Source organism: Mesorhizobium sp. NPDC059025, from assembly GCF_042739655.1.
Taxonomy (GTDB): domain Bacteria; phylum Pseudomonadota; class Alphaproteobacteria; order Rhizobiales; family Rhizobiaceae; genus Mesorhizobium.
Genome location: NZ_JBHYIM010000015.1, coordinates 87,175 through 109,866 on the forward strand (window position 1 = coordinate 87,175; position 22,692 = coordinate 109,866).

A 22,692-nucleotide genomic window follows, 5' to 3' on the forward strand; every position below is an offset into this window, starting at 1 on the left:
AAAATGACCACCCCAAGGCCTTGAGCCAGGCTCGGCCCGACAAATCCAGGACATCCGACATGGCGCATGACGCCACACCACAACCTGCGACCGCGCGGCGCTCGCCGCCGCTTTCCGGCACGGCACGTGTGCCCGGCGACAAATCGATCTCGCACCGCTCCTTCATGTTCGGCGGCCTGGCTTCCGGCGAAACCCGCATCACCGGCCTGCTCGAGGGCGAGGACGTGATGCGCACCGGACAGGCCATGAAGGCGATGGGTGCTCATATCGAGAAACATGGCGACGAATGGGTGATCCGCGGCACCGGCAACGGCGCGTTGCTGCAGCCCGAGGCGCCGCTCGACTTCGGCAATGCCGGCACCGGCTCACGCCTTACCATGGGCCTCGTCGGCACCTATGACATGGAAACCACCTTCATCGGCGACGCCTCGCTGTCCAGCCGCCCGATGGGCCGTGTGCTGGAGCCGCTGCGCCAGATGGGCGTGCAGGTGCTGCAGGCCGCACCGGGAGATCGCATGCCGATCACCTTGCGGGGACCGAAACATGCCGCACCCATCACCTATCGCGTGCCGATGGCTTCGGCGCAGGTGAAATCCGCCGTGCTGCTGGCCGGCCTCAACACGCCGGGCATCACCACCGTGATCGAACCGGTGATGACGCGTGACCACACCGAAAAGATGCTGAAAGGCTTCGGCGCCAATCTCACGGTCGAAACCGACGAGCGCGGCGTGCGCCACATCTTCATCGAAGGCCAGGGCAAACTCAGCGGCCAGGTCATCGCTGTTCCAGGCGACCCGTCTTCCGCCGGCTTCCCGCTGGTGGCCGCGCTGATCGTGCCCGGCTCCGACATCATCATCGAGAACGTGCTGATGAACCCCACCCGCACCGGCCTGCTGCTGACGCTGCAGGAGATGGGTGGCCAGATCGATGTCCTCAACCCGCGCAACGCCGGCGGCGAAGATGTCGCCGACCTGCGCGTGCGTTCATCGGAACTCAAGGGCGTCACCGTTCCGTCCGAACGCGCACCCTCGATGATCGACGAGTATCCGGTTCTGGCGGTCGCGGCCGCGTTCGCCGAGGGCGAAACGCTGATGCAGGGACTGGAAGAGCTGCGGGTGAAGGAAAGCGACCGGCTCGCCGCCGTCGCCAACGGCCTCAAGCTCAATGGCGTCGACTGCACGGAAGGCGAGGCTTCGCTCAGCGTGCGCGGCGTGCCGGGCGGCAAGGGCCTGGGCTGCGAGACAAAAGGCGAGGCGGTGAAAACGCATCTCGACCACCGCATCGCGATGAGCTTCCTGATCATGGGGCTTGCCAGCGAAAAGCCGGTCACGGTAGACGACCGCGCCATGATCGCCACCAGCTTCCCGGAATTCATGGGGCTGATGACGCGTCTGGGCGCCGAGATCGACTGACCGCAGCGCCTCCATCTTGTCATGGACCGGGTGATACAAGCTCGGTCCATGCCCTCCTATTCCCTGCCGGGACCTGCGGCTGCAGCCGGCACTCTTGAAGAACGCTCAGAGCCTGAACCATGATCCGCCTCGAAAATATCGGCAAGCAGAACGGCAAGCAGATCGTCTTCATCGAGGCCTCGGCCACGATCCAGCGCGGCGAGAAGGTAGGGCTTGTCGGCCCGAACGGCGCCGGCAAGACCACGCTGTTCCGCATGATCACCGGCGAGGAACTGCCCGACGAGGGGCAGGTCGCGATCGATCGCGGCGTGCGGATCGGCTATTTCAACCAGGACGTCGGCGATATGGCCGGTCGGAGCGCAGTTGCCGAGGTGATGGACGGCGTCGGCCCGGTCAGTGCGCTGGCGGCCGAAATGGCCGAACTGGAAGCCGCCATGGGCGATCCGGACCAAGCCGACAACATGGACGAGATCATCACCCGCTACGGCGAGGTGCAGGGCCGTTTCGACGAGCTGGACGGCTATGCGCTGGACGGCCGCGCCCGTGAGGTGCTCGACGGGCTGGGTTTCAGCCAGGAGATGATGAGCGGCGACGTCGGCAAGCTGTCGGGCGGCTGGAAGATGCGCGTCGCGCTCGCCAAGATCCTTTTGATGCGGCCAGACGCCATGCTGCTCGACGAGCCGAGCAACCATCTCGATCTCGAAAGCCTGATCTGGCTGGAGAACTTCCTGAAAGGATATGACGGCGCCATCCTGATGACGTCACACGACCGCGAATTCATGAACCGGATCGTCGGCAAGATCGTCGAGATCGATGGCGGTGCGCTAACCAGCTATTCCGGCGACTACGAATTCTACCGCCAGCAGCGCGCCGTCGCCGAAGTGCAGCAGCAGGCGCAGTTCGAGCGGCAGCAGGCGATGCTGGCCAAGGAAATCGCCTTCATCGAACGGTTCAAGGCGCGCGCCTCGCATGCCGCGCAGGTGCAGAGCCGCGTCAAGAAGCTGGAGAAGATCGACAAGGTCGAACCGCCCAAGCGCCAGCAGACCGTGCGTTTCGAATTCCAGCCGGCACCGCGCTCGGGCGAGGACGTGGCGACGCTGAAGAATGTCTCCAAAAGCTACGGCAGCCGCACCATCTATGACGGGCTCGATTTCCAGGTGCGCCGGCGCGAACGCTGGTGCGTGATGGGCGTCAACGGCGCCGGCAAGTCGACGCTGCTGAAGCTGGTGGCCGGCGCTTCGGAGCCGGACGACGGCACGGTCTCACGCGGTCCCAGCGTCAAGATGGGCTATTTCGCGCAGCATGCGATGGAGCTGCTCGAGGGCGAGCGCACAGTGCTGGAATCGCTGGAGGATTCTTTCCCGCAGGCCGGCCAGGCACCATTGCGCGCACTCGCCGGCTGCTTCGGCTTCACCGGCGATGAAGTCGAGAAGAAGTGCCGGGTGCTGTCGGGTGGTGAAAAAGCCCGGCTGGTGATGGCCAAGATGCTGTTCGATCCACCGAACTTCCTGGTTCTGGACGAGCCGACCAACCACCTCGACATCGCCACCAAGCAGATGCTGATCGAGGCGCTGTCGCGCTATGAAGGAGCGATGCTGTTCGTCAGCCACGACCGCCATTTCCTGGCGGCGCTGTCCAACCGCGTGCTGGAGCTGACGGAAAACGGCATGCACGCCTATGGCGGCGGCTACACCGAATATGTCGAGCGCACGGGGCATGAAGCACCGGGCCTGCGCGGATAGGAAGCGCAGACTGGCGGTCTCAAGGCTGACGTTGAAGTGCGCAGCGGCTTCCGTGAAAAGCGGAACCGCGCCTATGCCGGCGCATATTCCAGCGCCACGACGCCGTTGCTGAACGGCGCGGCCGAAATCAGCGCGAATTTCTGCTGTTCTCCGGGCGCGAAAAACGGTTTCCCCTGGCCGACCGCAAGAGGATAGCTGAGCAGCCGGATGCGGTCGACGAGACCGTGGTGCAGCAGTTGCTGGGCCAGGCTGATGCTGCCGTGGACATAGATATTGCCGCCGGCGGCTTTTTTCAGCTCCCTGACGGCCTCGGGCAAAGGCCCCTCCAGCCTTTGAGCAGGCTTCCAGTCGAGCTGCCTCACCGTGGTCGACGCGACATGTTTCGGCAGCGCGTTGAACCTGTCGGCGAAATCCCCCGTCTCGTGCGGCCAGGATGCCGCGAAGATCTGGTAGGTCACGCGACCCAGCAACATGGCGCCGCTGTCGGCAAGCTCCTCTTCCTTGAACCTGTCCATCTCGGCATTCCAGGCAATGCCCGTCAGCTTTTCGACCTCGGCTATACCGTCGGCGCTGATGAATTCGGTGACGATGACTTTCCTCATTCGGCCCTCCATCGCGGGAAACGCATGCTGGAAAGAATGCAGCAAGGATAACAACGGCGCACCGCCTGCACAAATTCCGCCGGTCCGTCATTCTGTCGATCGGAAGCGGGTTTGGTCAGGAACAGACTTGCTTTCCATCGGCGTCTCCGCTTGAAGCATGGCCATGCCTCACACTCTCACCATAGCCATCGACGGTCCGGCGGGCGCCGGCAAGGGAACCCTGGCCCGGCGGCTGGCAGACTACTACCACCTGCCGCATCTCGACACCGGCCTCACCTACCGCGCCGTGGCGCATATGCTGCTTGCCAAGGGCTGGCCGCTTGGCGACGAGCCGCATGCCGTGGAAGCCGCCCGCCTGATCGATCTCGGCGATCTCGATCGCTCGGTGCTGTCGGCGCATGCCGTTGGCGAGGCCGCCTCCAAAGTCGCCGTCATCCCGGAAGTGCGCCGCATCCTGGTCGAAAAGCAGCGCGCCTTCGCGGCACAACCTGGCGGCGCGGTTCTCGACGGCCGCGACATCGGCACGGTCGTGTGCCCTGGCGCGATGGTAAAGCTCTATGTGACCGCCAGCGCGGAGGTGCGGGCGCGGCGCCGGCTGGCGGAAATCGAGGCCAATGACGGCACCGGTGATTTCGCCACCATTCTCGCCGACATCACGCGCCGCGACGAGCGCGACATGGGCCGGGCCGACTCCCCGCTCAGGCCCGCCGGCGACGCGCACTTGCTTGATACGTCGCAAATGTCTATAGAAGCCGCGTTTCTGGCGGCCAAGACGATCGTTGACGACGTTCTGGTCAAAGGAGACAAGGCCTGATCCGGCGTTTTCGCCGCTCGCTGTTGCGAGCTTTGTGAAAATACCCATATCGGGCGGGAGCATGATCTCTGAGAGGTCATGCGACAAACAATGAATAGAACCCGGCCTGCCAGCATTCTTTGCGCCGAACCGCCGCTTCAACGCGGCACAGGGTCTTGACCCGGAATACCGGCAGGTCATCGCAACGCTAACCCACGGCGCCAGCCTCCAGGCGAGGCTTTCAGGAGAAAGTATGTCTCAATCCATTCCGACTCGCGACGATTTCGCGAGCATGCTCGAAGAATCGTTCTCGGACGGTCATTCGGGCGAAGGCCAGGTCGTTCGCGGTATCGTCACCGCGATTGAAAAGGACATGGCCATCATCGACGTCGGCCTCAAGGTCGAAGGCCGCGTGGCACTGAAGGAATTCGGCGCCAAGGGCAAGGACGGCAGCCTCAAGCCGGGTGATACCGTCGAAGTTTATGTCGAGCGCATCGAAAACGCGCTGGGCGAAGCCATGCTCTCGCGCGACAAGGCGCGCCGCGAGGAAAGCTGGGTCAAGCTGGAAGAGAAGTTCGCCAAGGGCGAGCGCGTCGAAGGCGTCATCTTCAACCAGGTCAAGGGCGGCTTCACCGTCGATCTGGACGGCGCCGTGGCCTTCCTGCCGCGTTCGCAGGTCGACATCCGTCCGATCCGCGACGTCACCCCGCTCATGCACAACCCGCAGCCGTTCGAGATCCTCAAGATGGATCGCCGTCGCGGCAACATCGTCGTTTCGCGCCGCACCGTGCTTGAAGAGAGCCGTGCCGAGCAGCGTTCCGAGATCGTCCAGAACCTCGAAGAGGGTCAGGTGGTCGAAGGCGTGGTCAAGAACATCACCGACTACGGTGCGTTCGTCGACCTCGGCGGCATCGACGGCCTGCTGCACGTCACCGACATGGCCTGGCGCCGCGTCAACCATCCGACCGAGATCCTCAACATCGGTCAGACGGTCAAGGTGCAGATCATCCGCATCAACCAGGAAACCCATCGTATCTCGCTCGGCATGAAGCAGCTCGAGAGCGATCCGTGGTCGGATATCGGCACCAAGTTCCCGATCGGCAAGAAGATCACCGGTACGGTCACCAACATCACCGACTACGGCGCGTTCGTCGAGCTGGAGCCGGGCATCGAGGGCCTGATCCACGTTTCGGAAATGTCGTGGACGAAGAAGAACGTGCATCCGGGCAAGATCCTGTCCACCTCGCAGCAGGTCGACGTGGTCGTGCTGGAAGTCGATCCGGCCAAGCGCCGCATCTCGCTGGGTCTCAAGCAGACGCTGGAGAACCCGTGGCACGCCTTCGCCGCCAACCACCCGGTCGGCTCGACCGTGGAAGGCGAAGTCAAGAACAAGACCGAGTTCGGTCTGTTCATCGGCCTCGACGGCGACGTGGACGGCATGGTGCACCTGTCGGATCTCGACTGGAACCGTCCGGGCGAGCAGGTCATCGAAGAGTACCAGCGCGGCCAGATGGTGCGTGCCCAGGTTCTCGATGTTGACATCGACAAGGAGCGCATCTCGCTCGGCGTCAAGCAGCTTGAGCGCGATACGGCCGGCGATGCCGCCGCTTCGGGCGAACTGCGCAAGAACGCCGTCGTCACCTGCGAAGTCACCGGTGTGAAGGATGGCGGTCTGGACGTGCGGCTGGTCGAAAGCGGCATCGACACCTTCATCAAGCGCTCCGACCTGTCGCGTGACCGCGACGAGCAGCGTCCGGAACGCTTCACCGTTGGCCAGAAGGTCGACGCCCGCGTCATCGCCTTCGACAAGAAGACCCGCAAGCTGCAGGTCTCGATCAAGGCGCTGGAAATCGCCGAAGAGAAGGAAGCCGTTGCTCAGTACGGCTCGACCGACTCCGGCGCTTCGCTGGGCGACATCCTGGGTGCCGCGCTGAAGAAGCAGGGCGGCAACTAAGCCAGCCTCCGGCACTGCCTTCGCGGCAGTGCAAAATCGACAAGACCCGCCGGAGCGATCCGGCGGGTTTTTTGTTATGGCTGCGACGAAGAGACCGCCTTGCAAGCCGGCAGGCAGCCGAGGACAGTGCCTCCGCCAGCATTGGTGCTGGTGTTGTCCGGGAGGCAGTTCTGCAATGATCGACCACGTCACCGTCGCCGTCAGCGACCTTGCCGCGAGCAAGCTGTTCTACGAGACGGCCTTCGTGCCGCTCGGCTACCAGCTTTCATTCGGAGAGGAAGGCGTGTTCTGGGCCTTCGACATCGGTGACGGCCTGTTCGAGATCATGCAGTCGGCAACCCCTGGACCGCTGACGCGTCTGCATGTCGCCTTCCGCGCGAAAAGCCATGCCGAGGTGGATGCCTTCTATCAGGCCGCACTGGCCGCCGGAGCAACCGACAACGGCGCGCCGGGGCCGCGCCCGGCCTATACGCCGAACTACTATGCTGCCTTCGTGATCGACCCGAACGGCTACAACATCGAAGCCATGATCGACGCGCCATTTTCCTGATCTCACGCCAGTTCGCTTCGCTCACGGCTCCGATGGGGCGGCCGGACGGCCGACGGGCGGTCGCCCTTGCGAACCCACGGGTTCGGGCTGATCTCACGCCAGCTCGCTTCGCTCACGGCTCCGATGGGGCGGCCGGACGGCCGACGGGCGGTCGCCCTTGCGAACCTATGAGTTCGAGTTCGCCGCTCAGGCGCGCCCGTAGAGCGGGACCAGTGTTCCGCTCATCGCCTCGTTGCGCGGTGAAGCGAGATAGACGATCGTTTCGGCCGCGGCGTCCGGGCTTACCCATTTCGAGAAATCGGCATCCGGCATGTCGGCGCGATTGGCGGGTGTGTCGAGCGTGGAAGGAGCAATGGCGTTGACCAGGATACCCTTGCCTTTCAGCTCCTCGGCCAGCGCAACCGTCATCGCCGCCACCGCAGCCTTGCTTGCCGCATAGGCGACCATGCCGGCGCCGCGTCTCGGTTCGAGCCCAGCGCGAGCCGAAACGTTGACAATGCGGCCGCGCGTTCCGGAAGCGAGCATGGCGCGCACCGCGGCCCGGCTGCACAGGAAGGCGGTGCGCGCATTGGTGTCCATCATCTCGTTGTAGGCAGCCGATTCGGTCTTCTCGACCGGTGCCATGGCGAAACCGCCGGCCAGGTGGATCGAGGCCCATAGGTCCGGAACACCGGCGTAGAAGGCGGTGACGGCTTCCGTGTCCTCGAGATAGACGTTGTTCACCAGATGCACGCGATCGTGTTTGCTGAACGGGAAATGCGCCGGCGCCGCGGCATGGCTGTTCGGCACGTGGCAGATGGCGCCTTCCTGCAGGAGCTGCGCCACCACGGCACTGCCCAGCGCACCCGTTCCGCCGGTGACGACAACATGTTTTTGGTCCAGCGTAGCCGCCATCCGCGACAACTCCTGCTCAGTCATTTGATGGATTTCCGAAAATCGCGCCTTTCGCGCTCTCACTCAACCGAAATCTCTATGAGGAAAGGCTTTTTTGTCGCTCGCGCCCTGCCGAGGGCCTGCCCAAGCCCGGCAGGCCCCTCCAATCTCTGGGAACCAATGCCATAAGCATCCGCCAATTTGCAGAAATCCGGCGGTGCAGGCGAGACGCCGACCGGCTCAACACCGACATCGCGCATGGAGGTTTCGATTTCCCGATAGCCGCGATTGTTCCAGACGATGAAGATAACCGGCGCCTGCAAATCGAGTGCCGCTGCGATCTCCGGCAGCGTGAACTGGAACCCGCCATCGCCGGTGAGGCACACCACCGGCGCACCCGGAACAGCCAAGGCCGCACCGATCGCCGCCGGCGGACCGTAGCCCAGGGCACCAAAACCGGTAGCCGCGTTGAACCAGCCGGCTGGCCGATCATGATCGTAATAGAGATTGGCGGCATAGATCGGCTGCGTCGAATCGCCGACGATGATGGCCCCGGGCAGGCTCGTCCGAATAGTCTCGACGGCCGCCACCTGGGCCTGCATGGCAGGACCGATCTCGGCAAACGCGGCCGAACGTGCCGCGGCGGCCCGCTCAGGGCCGCTCGCCGAAGCCTTCGGACGATCGATTGCCGCTGCCAGCGCTTCGAGCGCGGCTCCACAATCGGCTTCGATGGCGACCGTTGCCGGATGCCGCTGGAGCTGGCCCGCGTCGATATCGATACGCACCAGCTGGCCCGGCACCACGAAACCGCCATCGCCATACATGTCATAGTCGGTCGGTCCGAACTCGGTACCGGCCGCCAGCACGACGTCGCTGTCGGCCATCAGCGCCCGCACGGCCTTGAGGCTCGGACTGGCGGGGACAGCCAGTGCATGGCCATGCATCAGGCCGCGGGCGTTGGCGGTCTGGACAACCGGGGCGTCGAGGCATTCGGCGAGCAGGCGCAGCGCGGCCTCGGCATGGCGGGCGCCACCGCCGGCGAGGACAAGAGGTCGACGAGCGCGGCCTAGAAGCGCCGCGGCGTTCCCGATCGCGACGGCATCCGGCATATTGGGGCGGGCATCGGAGCGCACCGGCTTCATCGCTTCGGCAGGCAGGCCCATGACGTCGAGCGGGATTTCGATGTGCACGGGACCGGGGCGGGCGGTACGAAAAAGATCGAAGGCGCGACCGAGAACGGCAGGCAATCGGGCCGCGTCGGTGATGCGCTCCGAAAACGCCGCCACCTTGGCCATCATGCCCTGCTGATCCGGCAGTTCGTGCAGATAGCCCAGGCCGCGCCCCAGCGTTGCCGTTGCATTGACGCCGGAGATCACGAGCATGGGTACCGAATCGGCCCGCGCCTGGCCCATGGCCGTGATGGTGTTGGTGAGGCCGGGTCCGGTGATGACGAAGGCAACGCCCGGTTTTCCGCTGGCGCGCGCATAGCCGTCGGCCATGAAACCGGCGCCCTGCTCGTGGCGCGGCGTGACGTGGCGGATGCGCGAACCGGCAAGGCCGCGATAGAGTTCGACCGTATGGACGCCGGGAATGCCGAAGACGGTGTCCACGCCATGCGCCTCGAGCAGCGCTATCAACGCTTCGCCGACGGTGGTCATTGGCTTTCTCCATTTTGAGCAAGGGGCATGATTCTCTTCCGAAAACTCCGCTGGTTCTCGGAATCATGCTCCAGCGGCGCAAGATTCAGCTGGGCTTCGACAGCCCTGATGCCGATCGCCGCCAGTTCGCCGGGCGAGAACATCTCGCCGGCCAGGCAGCCTTCGATCCAGAGTCCGTCGATGATTGCGTTGATCGCGATGGCATGGTGGCGCAGCTGGCTTGCGTCCGGCTTGCGCTGTTCGGCGGCAAGCACTTCGGCGACGACCGCTTCCACCTCGTTGCGAAAGGCGAGATAGCCTTCACGATGGGCGTGGGCCAGAGCAGGATCCGCGGATGCCCGGCCGATAAAGGTCGCCCAGAGCGAAAACACCCGCGCATCGATGATCGGCGCGCCGAGGTTGGCGGCGACGAAAGCCGCAAGACGCTGACGCGGCGACGCGCCCTCTGCAACAAGTGCAGCCTTGGCCTGCTCCGTCATGCGGCCGACCAGCGTCGTATAAGCTTCCTGCAGCAGCTCTTCCTTGCCGGGGAAATAGTGCCGGATCAGCCCGGCGGTAACGCCGGCACGCAACGCGATGGTGCGCAGGGTGGCGCCCTGCAGGCCACGCTCGGCCACGCTGTCCAGGGTCGCCTCGATCAGATCCTGTCGCCGCCGCTCCTCGCCTTCGCGACGGAACTTGCGCCGGGACGGCGCATTCATTGCCGCAGGATCGGCCGCGTCAGGCATGTCGGCCCGCCTTCGCAGGCGATGCAGAGCGCATCCGCCTCGAAGATTTCGACGGTGCAGCCGGCTGCTTCCATCACAGCCTTGGTCCTGGGGAAACCGGCAACAGCAATGACCTTGTGCGGGCTGGTCGGCAGCACATTCAGGCTGAGGCCGTTGGAAGCGGCGAACTCTTCGGCATCACCTTCGACCAGCCTGATCCCGCGCGCCTTCAGCATCTGGTAGAAAGGCGCCGGCAGAAGCGGCGAGTAGACCAGAGCAAGATCGTCAGCCAGCGGGCTGATCACCGACATCAGATGCAGGCAGGCCTCTTCGCCCTGCCACAGCGGCAGGTCGAAGCCGTAGACGGAAATACCGAGCGGCGTCAGCAGGTTGGAGACCTGCTGGATGCCTTCCTGGTTGGAGCGGACACCACGCCCGATCGCCAGCGTGCGAGCGTCCACCCACACGCAATCGCCACCTTCGACCTGCCCTGGCGCCTCGACACGACCCAGGATCGGAATGCCCAGTCTCTTGTAGGTTTCCTCGTGCAGGGATGGCTCCCTGGCGCGCAGCGGCTTGCCCATGGACAGGATCAGCGCGCCACGGTCCGTCATCAGCGACGGATCGTGTGTGAACACCGAATCCGACAGCCCGTCGGCCCTGTCCTCGATCCAGTCGATCTCGGCCCCGGCAGCTGCCACAAGATCGGCGAGGGCCTTGTGCTGTACCGCCGCTTTCGCCGGATCGAAGCCCGGCCCATAGTGCCAGGCGGCCCGGTCGGCGGCCCGCATGGCATTGGTCGCCGACCGCATCAGCACGCGCCGCAGCGGCGCCGCCATGGACTGTGATCCGAAAGCGCTCATCGATGCCCTTTTAAGCTGAAAAAAGTCGACAAAATTTCATCGAAGGCTATTTATACACTTGCGCAACAAGGCCGCAAGTGCCGTAATGAGCGGGATTGACGGGCTCGCGCTGCCGGGTCCATGCTGAAGTCTGGAGCGGGACAGTACAGCGTATGTTGATTAGCCGGATAGTCGTTCGACGAACTGCCGTCGATCGTACGGAGATCACACTGTGAACGCGGCGAGTGCCGCCACGATCCCATCCGGCAAGGCGCAGAATGGCGCCGCCGAAGCCATCCATGTCGAGAACCTGCATAAGAAATTCGGCGAGCTTCATGTTCTCAAGGGCGTGTCGCTGTCGGCGCGCGACGGTGAGGTCGTGGCCATCATCGGCGGCAGCGGCTCCGGCAAGTCGACGCTGCTGCGTTGCATCAACTGTCTTGAGAACCCGACCAGCGGCATCATTCGCGTCAATGGCGAGGAGATCAAGCTCAAGGCGGACAGCCACGGCCATACCGTGCCGGCAGACCGCCGCCAGATCGAACGCATCCGCTCGCGGCTGGGCATGGTGTTCCAGAGCTTCAACCTGTGGAGCCACATGACGCTTCTGCAAAACGTCATCGAAGTGCCGGTGCATGTTCTTGGCGTGAAGCGAGATGAAGCGATCGCCACCGCCGAAAAGCTGCTGGTGCGTGTCGGGCTTGCCGAAAAACGCGACGTCTATCCACACTTCCTGTCCGGCGGACAGCAACAGCGCGCGGCGATCGCCAGGGCGTTGGCCATCCAGCCGAGGGTCATGCTGTTCGACGAGCCGACCTCGGCGCTCGATCCGGAACTGGTCGGCGAAGTGCTGCGGGTGATCGCAGACCTCGCGCGCGAAGGACGCACCATGGTGCTGGTCACCCACGAAATGAAGTTTGCCCGCGAGGTCGCGACGCATGTCGTCTACCTCCACAACGGGCTGGTCGAGGAGGAAGGAGCGCCGGAACAGGTGTTCGGCGCGCCGAAGTCCGAGCGGCTGAAGCAGTTTCTGCGCAACGTCGGCTGACCCCTGAGGGGTCGGGCGACGACAAGAAAAGACAACGGGAACACTCAAAAACACGGGAGAACAGGGCATGAAAACATTTCTGAAGACGGCGGTTGCCGCTGCCGCGATCGCGTTGGCGGGGACCTTCGCGGCCAGCGCCGAGCAGGTGAAGGTCGGCTTCTCGCCGGAAGCGTATCCGCCTTTCTACTCGCAGGACTCGTCCGGCAAGTGGGGCGGCTGGGAAGTCGACATCGCCATGGCGATCTGCGCCGAAGCAAAGCTCGACTGCGTGCTGACGCCGATCCCGTGGGATGGCCTGATCCCGGGCCTCAAGACCAAGAAGATCGACACCATCATGAACTCGATGTCGATCACCGCGGAGCGCCAGAAGGAGATCGACTTCTCCGACAAGTACTACAACACCCCGACTTCGATCGCCGGTGCCAAGGACCAGAAATTCGACGCCTCGCCGGAAGGCCTCAAGGGCAAGGTTATCGGCGTGCAGGTCTCGACCATCCATGCCGCCTACGCCAAGAAGCACTTCGCTTCGACCGCGGCCGAGATCAAGGAATACCAGACGCAGGATGAGGCCAACCAGGATCTCGCCGCCGGCCGCATCGACGCCACGCAGGCCGACCAGATCGCGCTGGACGCCTTCCTGAAATCCGACCAGGGCAAGGCCTGCTGCGACATGAAGGGCAACGTCGCGCCCGATCTCGAAGTGCTCGGACCGGGCGTCGGCGCCGGCGTTCGCAAGGGCGACACCGAACTCAAGGACAAGATCAACGCCGCCATCAAGGGCATCCGCGCCAACGGCAAGTATGCCGAGATCACCAAGAAGTACTTCGACTTCGACGTCTATGGCGACGCCGTGCAGTCGAACTAGCACCCCGAGGTTCCGCGCGTCGTTCCCGAGAGACGACGCGCCATCCGGCCGGCGTTCGCGCCAGGCTGGGTCATGAGCCGGCACGTCGGGGGGCGCGCCGGCTCATTCGAGATCCTCCAACGGCGGCATGCGGCGCCGTTCAAGGCGATTTCGAAGAATTATTGCATCGATTTTGAACCAAAAGTCGCGCTCAGCGGAAGGCAATAATTCTTCGAAATCGCCTCAGTCGGAGTGACGGCACTGACAGACATTTTCCTTTCGGCCTCGGCGGCCAGCCTTGCCGAACTTCTGGCATTCGATCCACCCGGATGGGGCGGCAATCTGCTGCGTGGCCTGCTGGCCTCGGTCGGCATTGCCTGCGGCTCGTTCGGCCTCGGCCTGCTGATCGGTATCTGTGGCGCCTATGGCAAGCTCTATGGCAGTCCGGTGGTGCGCGATCTGTTCGGCCTCTACACCACCATCGTGCGCGCAGTGCCTGAGCTGGTGCTGATCCTGCTGCTCTACTTCGCCGGCACCGATCTGGTGAACAGGCTGCTCACCCTGCTCGGCTACGCGCCGGTCGACATCAACGGCCTGATCGCCGGCATCTGCGTGCTCGGCGTCGTCCAGGGCGCGTATTCGACGGAAGTGCTGCGCGGCGCCATCCTCGCCATCCCGCAGGGACAGATGGAGGCGGCGCGCGCCTATGGCATGTCGCCGTCGCTGCAGCTCAGGCGCATCACCTTGCCGGCGATGGCACCCTATGCGATCCCCGGCCTCGCCAATCTCTGGCTGATCGCCACCAAGGATACGGCGCTGCTCGCTGTCGTCGGCTTCAACGAGCTGACGCAGACGACCCGGCTGGCCGCCGGCGCCACCAAGGCGTATTTCACCTTCTTCATCGCTGCCGGCGTGCTTTATCTCGCGCTGACGCTGGTCTCCAATGTGATCATTTCCCGCTTCGAACGCTACTCGCGGCGCGGCATGCCTTCCGTGGCGGAGACGCGCTGATGAGCACCACCACAACCACGATCGCGCGTACCTCGGAGTGGCTGCAGCCGCACCGCATCATCCTCATCATCCTTGCGGCGGCGATCGTGCTTGCCTGCGCGTTCACCATGCGATGGGACTGGCTGCCGGCCTATCTGCCGCTTGCCCTGCAAGGCATATGGCGCACCATCTGGCTGCTCGCGGTCACCGCTACGCTGGGCATCCTGCTGGCAATCCCGATCGGTTTCGCGCAGGCCGCCGGCCCGGCATTCCTGGCGGTGCCGGCCCGGCTGTTCTGCACGATCATCCGCGGCACGCCGCTGCTGTTGCAGCTGTGGCTGCTCTACTACGGGCTCGGCTCGCTGTTCCCGCAGTTTCCCTGGATCCGCGATTCGTTCCTGTGGCCATATCTCAGGCAGGCCTGGCCATACGGCGTGCTGGCACTCACCCTTTCCTACGCCGGATATGAGGGAGAGGTCATGCGCGGCGCCTTCGCCGGCGTGCCGAAGGGGCAACTCGAAGCGGCCCGCGCTTTCGGCATGCGGCGCTGGACCGCCTTCCGACGCATCTGGCTGCCGCAGGCGCTGCGGCGAGCCCTGCCGACGCTGGCCGGCGAAACCGTGTTGCAGCTGAAAGCGACACCCCTGGTGGCGACCATCACCATGGTCGATATCTATTCCGTCGCCTCGCGAGTTCGACAGGAGACCTTCGTCACCTATGAACCCTTGCTGCTGCTCGCGCTGGTCTATATGGCCATTACCGGGGTTATCGTCTTTGCGTTCCGCAAGATCGAAGCGCGCATTCCGGCAAGACTCGGCTAGCCGAATTACGGCCCGGATTACGGTTTGGGTGCAAGCTACGGACGCAGCTTGAGCATGGTCCCGAAAAGTTGCAGACTTTTCGGATAAGATCATGCGTCAAAACAAGGAGATAGAGTGTTTCCGTGAAAACGGAAATGCTCCGGGGGTGGAAGGCATGCAGCTCAGTCTCGAACAGGCCACAGCACTTTGCCGCATGGCGGCACTCGGTGCCGGCGCCAGCGATGAAACCGCCCGTTCGATTGCCGCCGCCGCGATCGCCGCCGAGGCCGAAGGCAACAAGGCCGTTGGCCTCTCCCACTACATCGACTATCTGGAGGCGCTTGAGGCCGGACGCATCCGCGGCAAGGCCGAGCCGGTGATCACCCGGCCGGCACTCGCCGTCTATCTCTCGGACGCAAACGGTGGCGCGGCCCATACCGGCTTCGACCGTGTTTTCGACGACCTGGCCAAGGCGGCCAAGCTGTTCGGCGTCACGATCTTCTCGCAGAAAAATGCCTATACCGCCGGTGCGCTCGGTTATTTCACCGGACGCCTCGCCGCGCAGGGGCTGATCTCCTTCGCCGCCACCAACGGTCCGGCCGTGCTAGCGGGCTCCGGTTCGACGAAGCCGGTCTACTGCACCAACCCGATGTCATTCGCCTGCCCGCAAGCCGACGGCGCGCCGCTGATCATCGACCAGTCGTCGAGCGCAACCGCTTTCGTCAACATCCGCAAGGCCGCAGCCGACGGCAAGGCGATCCCGGAAGGCTGGGCGCTGGATGCCGGCGGCAATCCGACGACCGACGCCACCTCCGCCATGAAGGGCGCGCTGCTGGCCTTCGGCGGGGCACGCGGCGCCAACATCGCCCTGATGGTCGAGGTTCTGGCGGCCGGTCTATCCGGCGCGAACTGGTCGCTCGACGCACCGTGGTTCAGCGGCGGCCCGGACAGCCCCGGCACCGGGCTGTTCGTGCTGGCGATCGAGCCCAAGCTGCTCGATCCCGATTTCGAGAAGCGCATGAAGGACCAGATCAACCGGCTGGACCGCCGTTACGGCGTTCACATTCCCGGTCTTTCGAAAGCCGCCGCGACGGAAAAAGCCGCGGCGCGCGGCATCACCGTTTCCAAGGAAATCGTCGAGCGCATCGCCGATTTCGCCGAGCGGCACAAACGCTGAAGCGGGAGCTTCTCGGCGGTCGACGGTCAACGCCGACACGCGTCCATAAAACCAATGGCGGCGACCTCCTGTCGCCCTTTGCCTTTGGCGAGAAACCCATTATGAAACGGCATTGGAGCGCCGCGCGTCCGTGGACGCGCAGAGGACGCTCTAGGACTTTGAACCTACGCATCGCGCTTTCCGAAAATCGATGTCGATTTTCGGGCCGATGCGCTAGCCAAGCTTTCGTGCGCCGGAGCCAGCCATGACCGAAATCCTGCAAACCCCCAAGCTCGTCGTCGTTTTCGGCGGCTCAGGCTTCGTCGGGCGGCATGTGGTGCGCGCGCTGGCCATGCGCGGCTATCGCATCCGGGTCGCCTGCCGCCGTCCCGACCTCGCCGGCCATCTGCAGCCGCTTGGCAATGTCGGCCAGATCCAGCCCATCCAGGCCAATGTGCGCGTGCGCTGGTCTGTGGACCACGCCGTCCAGGGCGCCGACCATGTCGTCAACCTCGTCGGCATCCTTTACGAAGGCGGCCGCCAGCGTTTCGGTGCCGTGCAGGATTTCGGCGCGCGCGCCATCGCCGAGGCCGCCCGTTCGGTGGGCGCCGGCATGACCCATGTCTCGGCGCTCGGTGCCAGCGTCGATTCCGAATCCGACTATGCCCGCACCAAGGCACTCGGTGAAAAAGCCGTTCTCGAGACCATACCGGATGCCGTGATCTACCGGCCATCGATCAATTTCGGACCGGAGGACGGTTTCTTCAACCGCTTCGCCGCCATGGCGCGGTTCTCGCCTGTCCTGCCGCTGCTCGGTGGCGGCGCAACCCGTCTGCAGCCGGTCTATGTCGGCGATGTCGCCGAGGCGATCGCACGCTCGGTCGACGGCGCCGTCGAGGGTGGCAAGATCTATGAGCTTGGCGGGCCGAAGGTACTGACCTTCAAGGAGTGCATGCAGGAGATGCTGGCAGTGATCGAGCGCAAGCGCCTGCTGGTGTCGGTGCCGTGGTGGGCGGCCAGGCTCCAGGCTTCGATCCTGGAACTGCTGCCGAAGCCGCTGCTCACCAATGATCAGGTCACACAGCTGATGTCGGACAATGTCGTTTCCGAAGAAGCGATCCGGCAAGGCCGTACCTTCGCCGCGATGGGCATCACGCCGCGCACGATCGGGGCGATCCTGCCAAGTTATCTCTGGCGTTTCCGTGCCACCGGACAGTTCGATCAACGCAAGCCCGCAGCCTGATCTTTCCAACTTCGCAAGCATCAAAAAAGGCCGGATCGCTCCGGCCTTCTTCTTTGGGCAACTCCTGGAATTGCTCTTTGCGCTCAGCCCCAGATGAACAGGGCAACGAGCCCGACGCCGCCGACGATCAGCCGCCACCAGCCGAACAGCGAGTAGCCGTGCCGCGAGACGTAGCCGAGCAGGCTGCGCACGACGATGACCGCGGTGATGAAGGCCGCGATGAAGCCGACCGCGATGATCGGGAAATCGCCGCTCGTCAGCAGGTGGCGGTTCTTGATCAGGTCGAGCGTGAAGGCGCCGAGCATGGTCGGAATGGCGAGGAAGAAGGAGAATTCAGCCGCCGCCCGCTTGTCGACGCCCATCAGGAGCGAACCGACGATCGTGGCACCCGAGCGCGAGGTGCCCGGGATCATCGCCAGGCATTGGAACAGGCCGATCTTCAGGCACATCGACAGAGGCAGCTCCGAGGCGTTGTGATATTTCGGCTTCAGATCCAGCCGGTCGATCCACAGGAGCACGATGCCGCCCAGGATCAGCATGATGCAGATCAGCTTCGGCGTTTCGAACAGCACCGTCTTGATGAAATCATGCGCCAGGACGCCGATGACGGCCGCCGGCAGGAAGGCCAGGAACACGCCCACCAGCAGGCGCACGCTGTGGTCGCTCGAGATTTCCGGCGGCACGAACATGTTGACGCGACGGCGCCTGACGGTTGCTGCAACCAGTTCGAAAGCGCAGCCGCCCAGCCATATGATCGAAGCGATCGAGCCTATTGCTGCCTCGACCAGCCGGCCGAACGCGCCCGGCCGGCGCAGGAACGCCCAGATCTTGCCGGCATAGAGGCTGAGTATGGCGAGAATGGCGCCAAGCTGGATCAGCACCTCGAAAACCTTGCCGGTGGACTCGAAGCCAAGGAAATGGCCGGCCAGCAGGATGTGGCCGGTCGAGGAAACGGGAAGGAATTCGGTCAGCCCTTCAAGCAGGCCGAGCAGCAGTGCTTCCACCAAAGTCTGGAAATTCATAAAGTACCTCGCGGGCGGCGCGATCGGCAAAGCGGGACCCGGTCTTTGCGTCCGCTCGCGCTCGAATCTGTAGAACAGGCGCTTAGAACACTGCCAAAGTTGCAAAACTGTGACGAATGCAGCGTCGGGGCTTGCTTGTCAGCGTGCCCAACTGCTCCTATAGCTCGCAGCACCCTGACAACCCGTGTATTCGGGCAATAAAGACTTATCGGCGCGGCCAGCGATTCGCCAGCGCATATAATCATTCGGACGATGCTGACGCTTTTCCACCACCCCATGTTCGCCAGTTGCCGCTTCGTACGCCTCGCTTTCGGCGAGTATGGCGAGGAGCTTGCACTGATCGAGGAAAAACCCTGGACGCGGCGCAAGGAGTTCCTGGCGCTCAACCCGGCCGGCACGCTGCCGATCCTGCTTGCCGAAGGCGACGTGCCGATCATCGGCGCCGGCGTGATCGCCGAATATCTCGACGAGACGCGCGGCGTGCTGAAGCGCGAGAAGCGCCTCTTCGTGGAAGGGCCGATGGAGCGGGCGGAAATCCGCCGGCTTACGGACTGGTACCTCGTCAAGGCAGAGAGCGAAGTGACACGCCATCTGGTGCGCGAGCGGGTGCTGAAGCCGCACATGCCGGCGGATGCCGGCGGTGGTTCGCCGGATTCGACCGCCATCCGCGCGGCGCGCGCCAACATCCGCCAGCATATGAAATACACCAACTGGCTGGCCGGAACGCGGCATTGGCTGGCCGGCAGTCGCATCACCTATGCGGACCTGGCTGCCGCGGCGACCCTTTCCGTCCTCGACTATCTGGGCGAGATCGACTGGCGCGAACACGGCGCAGCGCGCGAGTGGTACACACGCGTGAAGTCGCGCCCTTCCTTCCGTCCGCTTCTGGCCGATCGCGTCCGCGGCCTGTCGCCGGTGTCGCACTATGCGGACCTCGATTTCTGACCAGGCCAAGCTGCGTAAACTGATCGACCGTGAAGCGCGGCGTGCCGGCTTCGATGCCGTCGCCATCACCACGCCGGGTGCCATCCCGCAGGCACCGGCGCGGCTGGCCGACTTCGTGGCGGCCGGCTATCACGGCTCGATGGGCTGGATTGCCGAAACACTCGAGCGCCGGGCCGATCCGTCCGTCCTGTGGCCTGATGTCCGCTCCATCATCGTGCTGGCGATGAACTATGGCCCCGATCACGACCCGCGAGCGCTTCAGCAGCTGCCCGATCGCGGCGCGATCTCCGTCTATGCCCGCAACCGCGACTATCACGACGTCATCAAGGGTCGTCTGAAGGAACTCGCCGGCAAGATCGTCGCGGCGGCGGGCGGCGATGTGAAGGTATTCGTCGACACCGCCCCGGTGATGGAAAAGCCGCTGGCCGAAGCAGCGGGGCTGGGCTGGCAAGGCAAGCATACCAATCTTGTCAGCCGCGCGCATGGATCGTGGCTGTTTCTCGGCTCGATCTTCACGACGGCGGAACTCGAACCGGACAGGGCGGAGGAAGACCATTGCGGCTCCTGTCGCGCCTGTCTCGATGCCTGCCCGACCGATGCGTTCCCGGCGCCCTACAAGCTCGATGCACGCCGTTGCATCTCCTACCTCACCATCGAGAACAAAGGGCCGATCCCGCCCGAATTCCGGGGCGCCATCGGCAACCGCATCTATGGCTGCGACGATTGCCTTGCGGCCTGCCCCTGGAACAAGTTCGCCCAGGCAGCCTCCGAGGCAAAGCTCGTTGCAAGGGCCGATCTGCGCGAACCGGCGCTCGCCGATCTGCTCAAGCTCGACGATGCCGGCTTCCGCACACTGTTCTCCGGTTCGCCGGTCAAGCGCATCGGCCGCGACCGTTTCCTCCGCAATGTGCTGATTGCCGCTGGCAACTCCGATGACCAGAGCCTTGTCGCGCCGGCGCGGGAACTGCTTGCCGATCAATCGCCGCTGGTTCGGGGTGCGGCGGTGTGGGCACTGTCGCGGCTGGCGGCTGGCGATACAGTGCGCGAGCTGGCAACGGCAGCATTGCAGGACGAAAACGACAGCGCTGTCCAGGACGAATGGCGATTGGCTCTGGGCGTGACCGACAACGACGGAAGGGCAGCATGACCGGCAACAGGATCTTCATTTTCGGCGCCGGCTATTCCGCCCAGGCATTCGCCGCCCAGAACCCGGATTTCGGGCGCTTTGTCGGCACGACGCGGTCGCAGGGCAAGTTCGACACCCTTCGGCAGACCAACATCGAGCCCTTGATCTTCGATGGAACACTCACATCGGACATTGAAACCGCACTCGCGGAAACCACGCATCTGGTGATCTCGATTGCGCCGGAGATGGCGGGCGAACCCGTGCTGCAGGCGGCGCGCGGCGTGATCGCAACCAGCATGCCGGCGCTGCGCTGGATCGGCTACCTGTCGACGGTCGGCGTCTATGGCGATCATGGCGGCGGCTGGGTCGACGAAAGCGCCGAATGCCGGCCGGTGTCTGATCGCTCCACCTTGCGACTGCAGGCGGAACAGGCCTGGCAAAGCCTTGGCAACGAGATCGGCAGGCCGGTCGCCGTGCTGCGCCTTTCCGGCATCTATGGCCCCGGCCGCAACGCTTTCGTCAATCTGAAGGACGGTACCGCCAAGCGACTGATCAAGCCGGGCCAGGTCTTCAACCGCATTCATCGCGACGACATTTCCGGCACTCTGCGCCATCTTGCAGGGCATGGTACAGGCGGTGTCTTCAATGTCACCGACGACCTGCCCGCACCGCCACAGGACGTGGTGACCTACGCCGCAACCCTGATGAGCGTGCCGCCGCCACCGGAAACCGATTTCGCCACCGCCCAACTTTCGCCCATGGCGCGGTCCTTTTATGGCGAGAACAAGCGTGTCTCCAACGCGGCGGTCAAGGCAGCGGGCTATACATTCCGCTTCCCCGACTACCACGCCGCATTCGACCACATGTGGGCGAGCGGAGACTGGGACAAGGGAGCGGCACGCAGCGCGATGAAGCGCTAGCGCATGACTCCGAAAATCGGAATCGATTTTCGGAAAGGAAGGGTGGCATGCGCCACCCGTCATGCGTCAGTTCAAAATGCTGGAGCGACCTTTGCGCGTCGAAAAGGACGCGCGGCGCTCTGGTGATCGCATGCAACGGTCGCTCCGTGGTATGATTCGGATTGCGACAGCTGCAGTGAAGGGACTGCGCGAGCAGGGAGTGGGCAAGTGACAGAACGGCTGCGAACCATTGCACGCAAGACAATCCTGGCATTGGCGGGCGTGGCGGCATTCGCTGGCGCTTTCGAATTAGAGACGCGTCCGGTCATGGCCGAGGAACTGGCCAAGGACCTGTTCGGCGCTGAAAAACTGCCGGCGGCAACCGAGCCGCAGTCCTTCGGCTTCTATTCCAAGGGCTGTTTCACGGGCGGTGTCGCGATCCCGCTGGAGGGTGACACCTGGACGGTGATGCGTCCTTCTCGCAACCGGCGCTGGGGCCATCCGGCGATGATCGCGCTGCTCGAGAAATTCTCGCGCGACGCCGAAGCTGACGGCTGGCCGGGCCTCCTGCTCGGCGATATCTCGCAGCCACGCGGTGGGCCGATGCTCACCGGTCACGCCTCGCACCAGATCGGCCTCGATGCCGACATCTGGCTGACACCGAAGCCGCGGCGGGACCTGACCATCGCCGAGCGCGAGAACAAGAGCGCGATGCTGATGGTCGATCCAAAGACGCATCGCGTCTACGATCGGCTATGGACGGCCCAGCACACGCAACTGCTCAAGCGCGCCGCCAGCTATCCGGAAGTCGAGCGCATCCTGGTCAATCCAGGCATCAAGAAGAAACTCTGCGATACGGTGACGGGTGACCGCGGCTGGCTGCGCAAGATCCGGCCGTTCTGGGGCCACGACTATCATTTCCATGTCCGCATCGGCTGCCAGCCGGGATCGCATGGCTGCAAGGAGCAGGCGGCGACAGCGGCAGGCGACGGCTGCGACAAGTCACTGGCCTGGTGGTTCACCGAGGAACCATGGCGCCCGAACAAGAACCCGGACGCTCCCAAGGCACGTGACATCATGACCATGGCAAGCCTGCCGAAGGAATGCCGCCTGGTGTTGCAGGCGCCTGGGCCGGTGTCGGCGGAAGCAGCGACCTACTACGGCAATGGCCGGCCGCTGGTCGCCGTGGCCGCATCGCCAGAGCCTGCACCGCCACCGTCGGGCACGATCGGCGAGGCGCCGCTGACCCCGGTGACGGCCAATGCCTTCGCGCCGACGCCGAAGATCGGCATCCCGTTGCCGCGTCCACGTCCCGGCAACTGACATCCCATCGCCTGGAACAGACGAAAGCGCCCTTTCCCGGGCGTTTTTGTTTGTTTATAGCATTCAATCGATTGAGGCGGTTGCAGCCGGCCGAATCGGCATGAAGACTTGCAACAAGGCTGACAATTGCGAACGCAAGGCGAGCCATCGCCGCATCGAACCG

21 protein-coding genes are annotated in these 22,692 nt (G+C 64.2%); 15 read left to right on the top strand and 6 right to left on the bottom strand.

From position 1 onward, the window contains the following. The first annotated feature begins 59 nt into the window (after positions 1-59). Both aroA and ACFWYE_RS27060 read left to right on the top strand, forming a co-directional pair. A complete protein-coding gene (gene aroA / locus ACFWYE_RS27055) occupies positions 60-1,412 on the top strand; it encodes a 3-phosphoshikimate 1-carboxyvinyltransferase (protein WP_379115219.1) in 1,353 nt (450 codons plus the stop codon). A 119-nt stretch (positions 1,413-1,531) separates the two neighbouring features. Continuing rightward, positions 1,532-3,154 (top strand): ABC-F family ATP-binding cassette domain-containing protein, encoded by a 1,623-nt coding sequence (locus ACFWYE_RS27060; RefSeq protein ID WP_379115220.1) that lies wholly within the window; start codon positions 1,532-1,534, stop codon positions 3,152-3,154. A gap of 71 nt (positions 3,155-3,225) precedes the next feature. Here the strand turns inward: ACFWYE_RS27060 and ACFWYE_RS27065 are convergent, their stop codons facing one another. Continuing rightward, complete coding sequence (locus ACFWYE_RS27065; protein WP_379115221.1) at positions 3,226-3,756, bottom strand: dihydrofolate reductase family protein; 531 nt, start codon at positions 3,754-3,756, stop codon at positions 3,226-3,228. Positions 3,757-3,919: 163 nt separating this feature from the next. Here ACFWYE_RS27065 and cmk point away from each other — a divergent pair, with 163 nt between their 5' ends. The 3 genes from cmk (at position 3,920) to ACFWYE_RS27080 (ending at position 7,053) form a co-directional block, all read left to right on the top strand. Then, on the top strand, positions 3,920-4,570 hold the full coding sequence (gene cmk / locus ACFWYE_RS27070) for a (d)CMP kinase (protein WP_379115222.1): 651 nt from the start codon (positions 3,920-3,922) through the stop codon (positions 4,568-4,570). 232 nt (positions 4,571-4,802) lie between these two features. Further along, complete coding sequence (gene rpsA, locus ACFWYE_RS27075) at positions 4,803-6,503, top strand: 30S ribosomal protein S1 (protein WP_379064750.1); 1,701 nt, start codon at positions 4,803-4,805, stop codon at positions 6,501-6,503. Positions 6,504-6,678: 175 nt separating this feature from the next. Further along, positions 6,679-7,053: a VOC family protein gene (locus tag ACFWYE_RS27080; RefSeq protein WP_379064752.1), complete on the top strand. Its 375-nt coding sequence runs from the start codon at positions 6,679-6,681 to the stop codon at positions 7,051-7,053. Positions 7,054-7,239: 186 nt separating this feature from the next. Here the strand turns inward: ACFWYE_RS27080 and ACFWYE_RS27085 are convergent, their stop codons facing one another. The 4 genes from ACFWYE_RS27085 to ACFWYE_RS27100 are packed head-to-tail and all read right to left on the bottom strand — an operon-like array spanning position 7,240 to position 11,154. Further along, the gene (locus ACFWYE_RS27085) at positions 7,240-7,947 is read right to left on the bottom strand and encodes an SDR family NAD(P)-dependent oxidoreductase (RefSeq protein WP_144378733.1); all 708 of its coding nucleotides are present in this window, start codon (positions 7,945-7,947) and stop codon (positions 7,240-7,242) included. A 59-nt stretch (positions 7,948-8,006) separates the two neighbouring features. Beyond that, positions 8,007-9,584, bottom strand: coding sequence for a 5-guanidino-2-oxopentanoate decarboxylase (locus tag ACFWYE_RS27090; RefSeq protein ID WP_379064754.1), 1,578 nt, complete (start codon positions 9,582-9,584; stop codon positions 8,007-8,009). Then, positions 9,581-10,312, bottom strand: coding sequence for a TetR family transcriptional regulator C-terminal domain-containing protein (locus ACFWYE_RS27095; protein ID WP_379064756.1), 732 nt, complete (start codon positions 10,310-10,312; stop codon positions 9,581-9,583). Before ACFWYE_RS27095 ends, ACFWYE_RS27090 begins: the two co-directional genes overlap by 4 nt. Then, complete coding sequence (locus ACFWYE_RS27100; protein WP_379115223.1) at positions 10,282-11,154, bottom strand: dimethylarginine dimethylaminohydrolase family protein; 873 nt, start codon at positions 11,152-11,154, stop codon at positions 10,282-10,284. Before ACFWYE_RS27100 ends, ACFWYE_RS27095 begins: the two co-directional genes overlap by 31 nt. Before the next feature lie 211 nt (positions 11,155-11,365). Between ACFWYE_RS27100 and ACFWYE_RS27105 the strand changes: the two genes are divergently transcribed. From ACFWYE_RS27105 to ACFWYE_RS27130, 6 genes are all read left to right on the top strand, one after another. After that, positions 11,366-12,181, top strand: coding sequence for an ABC transporter ATP-binding protein (locus ACFWYE_RS27105; RefSeq protein ID WP_379115224.1), 816 nt, complete (start codon positions 11,366-11,368; stop codon positions 12,179-12,181). A 67-nt stretch (positions 12,182-12,248) separates the two neighbouring features. Beyond that, entirely contained in the window at positions 12,249-13,046 is a 798-nt protein-coding gene (locus ACFWYE_RS27110) for a transporter substrate-binding domain-containing protein (RefSeq protein WP_379064762.1), read from the top strand. A gap of 240 nt (positions 13,047-13,286) precedes the next feature. Further along, entirely contained in the window at positions 13,287-14,036 is a 750-nt protein-coding gene (locus tag ACFWYE_RS27115; protein WP_379115246.1) for an ABC transporter permease, read from the top strand. Next, a complete protein-coding gene (locus ACFWYE_RS27120; RefSeq protein WP_379064764.1) occupies positions 14,036-14,836 on the top strand; it encodes an ABC transporter permease in 801 nt (266 codons plus the stop codon). The genes ACFWYE_RS27115 and ACFWYE_RS27120 overlap by 1 nt, the downstream gene beginning before the upstream one ends. Before the next feature lie 154 nt (positions 14,837-14,990). Then, entirely contained in the window at positions 14,991-15,992 is a 1,002-nt protein-coding gene (locus tag ACFWYE_RS27125) for an Ldh family oxidoreductase (RefSeq protein WP_379073221.1), read from the top strand. Positions 15,993-16,236: 244 nt separating this feature from the next. Further along, the gene (locus ACFWYE_RS27130; RefSeq protein WP_379115225.1) at positions 16,237-17,214 is read left to right on the top strand and encodes a complex I NDUFA9 subunit family protein; all 978 of its coding nucleotides are present in this window, start codon (positions 16,237-16,239) and stop codon (positions 17,212-17,214) included. An 83-nt stretch (positions 17,215-17,297) separates the two neighbouring features. Here the strand turns inward: ACFWYE_RS27130 and ACFWYE_RS27135 are convergent, their stop codons facing one another. Continuing rightward, a complete protein-coding gene (locus tag ACFWYE_RS27135) occupies positions 17,298-18,236 on the bottom strand; it encodes an undecaprenyl-diphosphate phosphatase (RefSeq protein WP_379064768.1) in 939 nt (312 codons plus the stop codon). Positions 18,237-18,488: 252 nt separating this feature from the next. Here ACFWYE_RS27135 and ACFWYE_RS27140 point away from each other — a divergent pair, with 252 nt between their 5' ends. From ACFWYE_RS27140 to mepA, 4 genes are all read left to right on the top strand, one after another. Next, a complete protein-coding gene (locus tag ACFWYE_RS27140) occupies positions 18,489-19,181 on the top strand; it encodes a glutathione S-transferase family protein (RefSeq protein WP_379064770.1) in 693 nt (230 codons plus the stop codon). Continuing rightward, positions 19,162-20,328, top strand: a complete 1,167-nt coding sequence (gene queG / locus ACFWYE_RS27145) for a tRNA epoxyqueuosine(34) reductase QueG (RefSeq protein WP_379115226.1) — start codon at positions 19,162-19,164, stop codon at positions 20,326-20,328. Before ACFWYE_RS27140 ends, queG begins: the two co-directional genes overlap by 20 nt. Continuing rightward, complete coding sequence (locus ACFWYE_RS27150) at positions 20,325-21,227, top strand: SDR family oxidoreductase (RefSeq protein WP_379115227.1); 903 nt, start codon at positions 20,325-20,327, stop codon at positions 21,225-21,227. Before queG ends, ACFWYE_RS27150 begins: the two co-directional genes overlap by 4 nt. Before the next feature lie 207 nt (positions 21,228-21,434). After that, on the top strand, positions 21,435-22,529 hold the full coding sequence (gene mepA / locus ACFWYE_RS27155; RefSeq protein WP_379115228.1) for a penicillin-insensitive murein endopeptidase: 1,095 nt from the start codon (positions 21,435-21,437) through the stop codon (positions 22,527-22,529). Positions 22,530-22,692 lie beyond the last annotated feature (163 nt).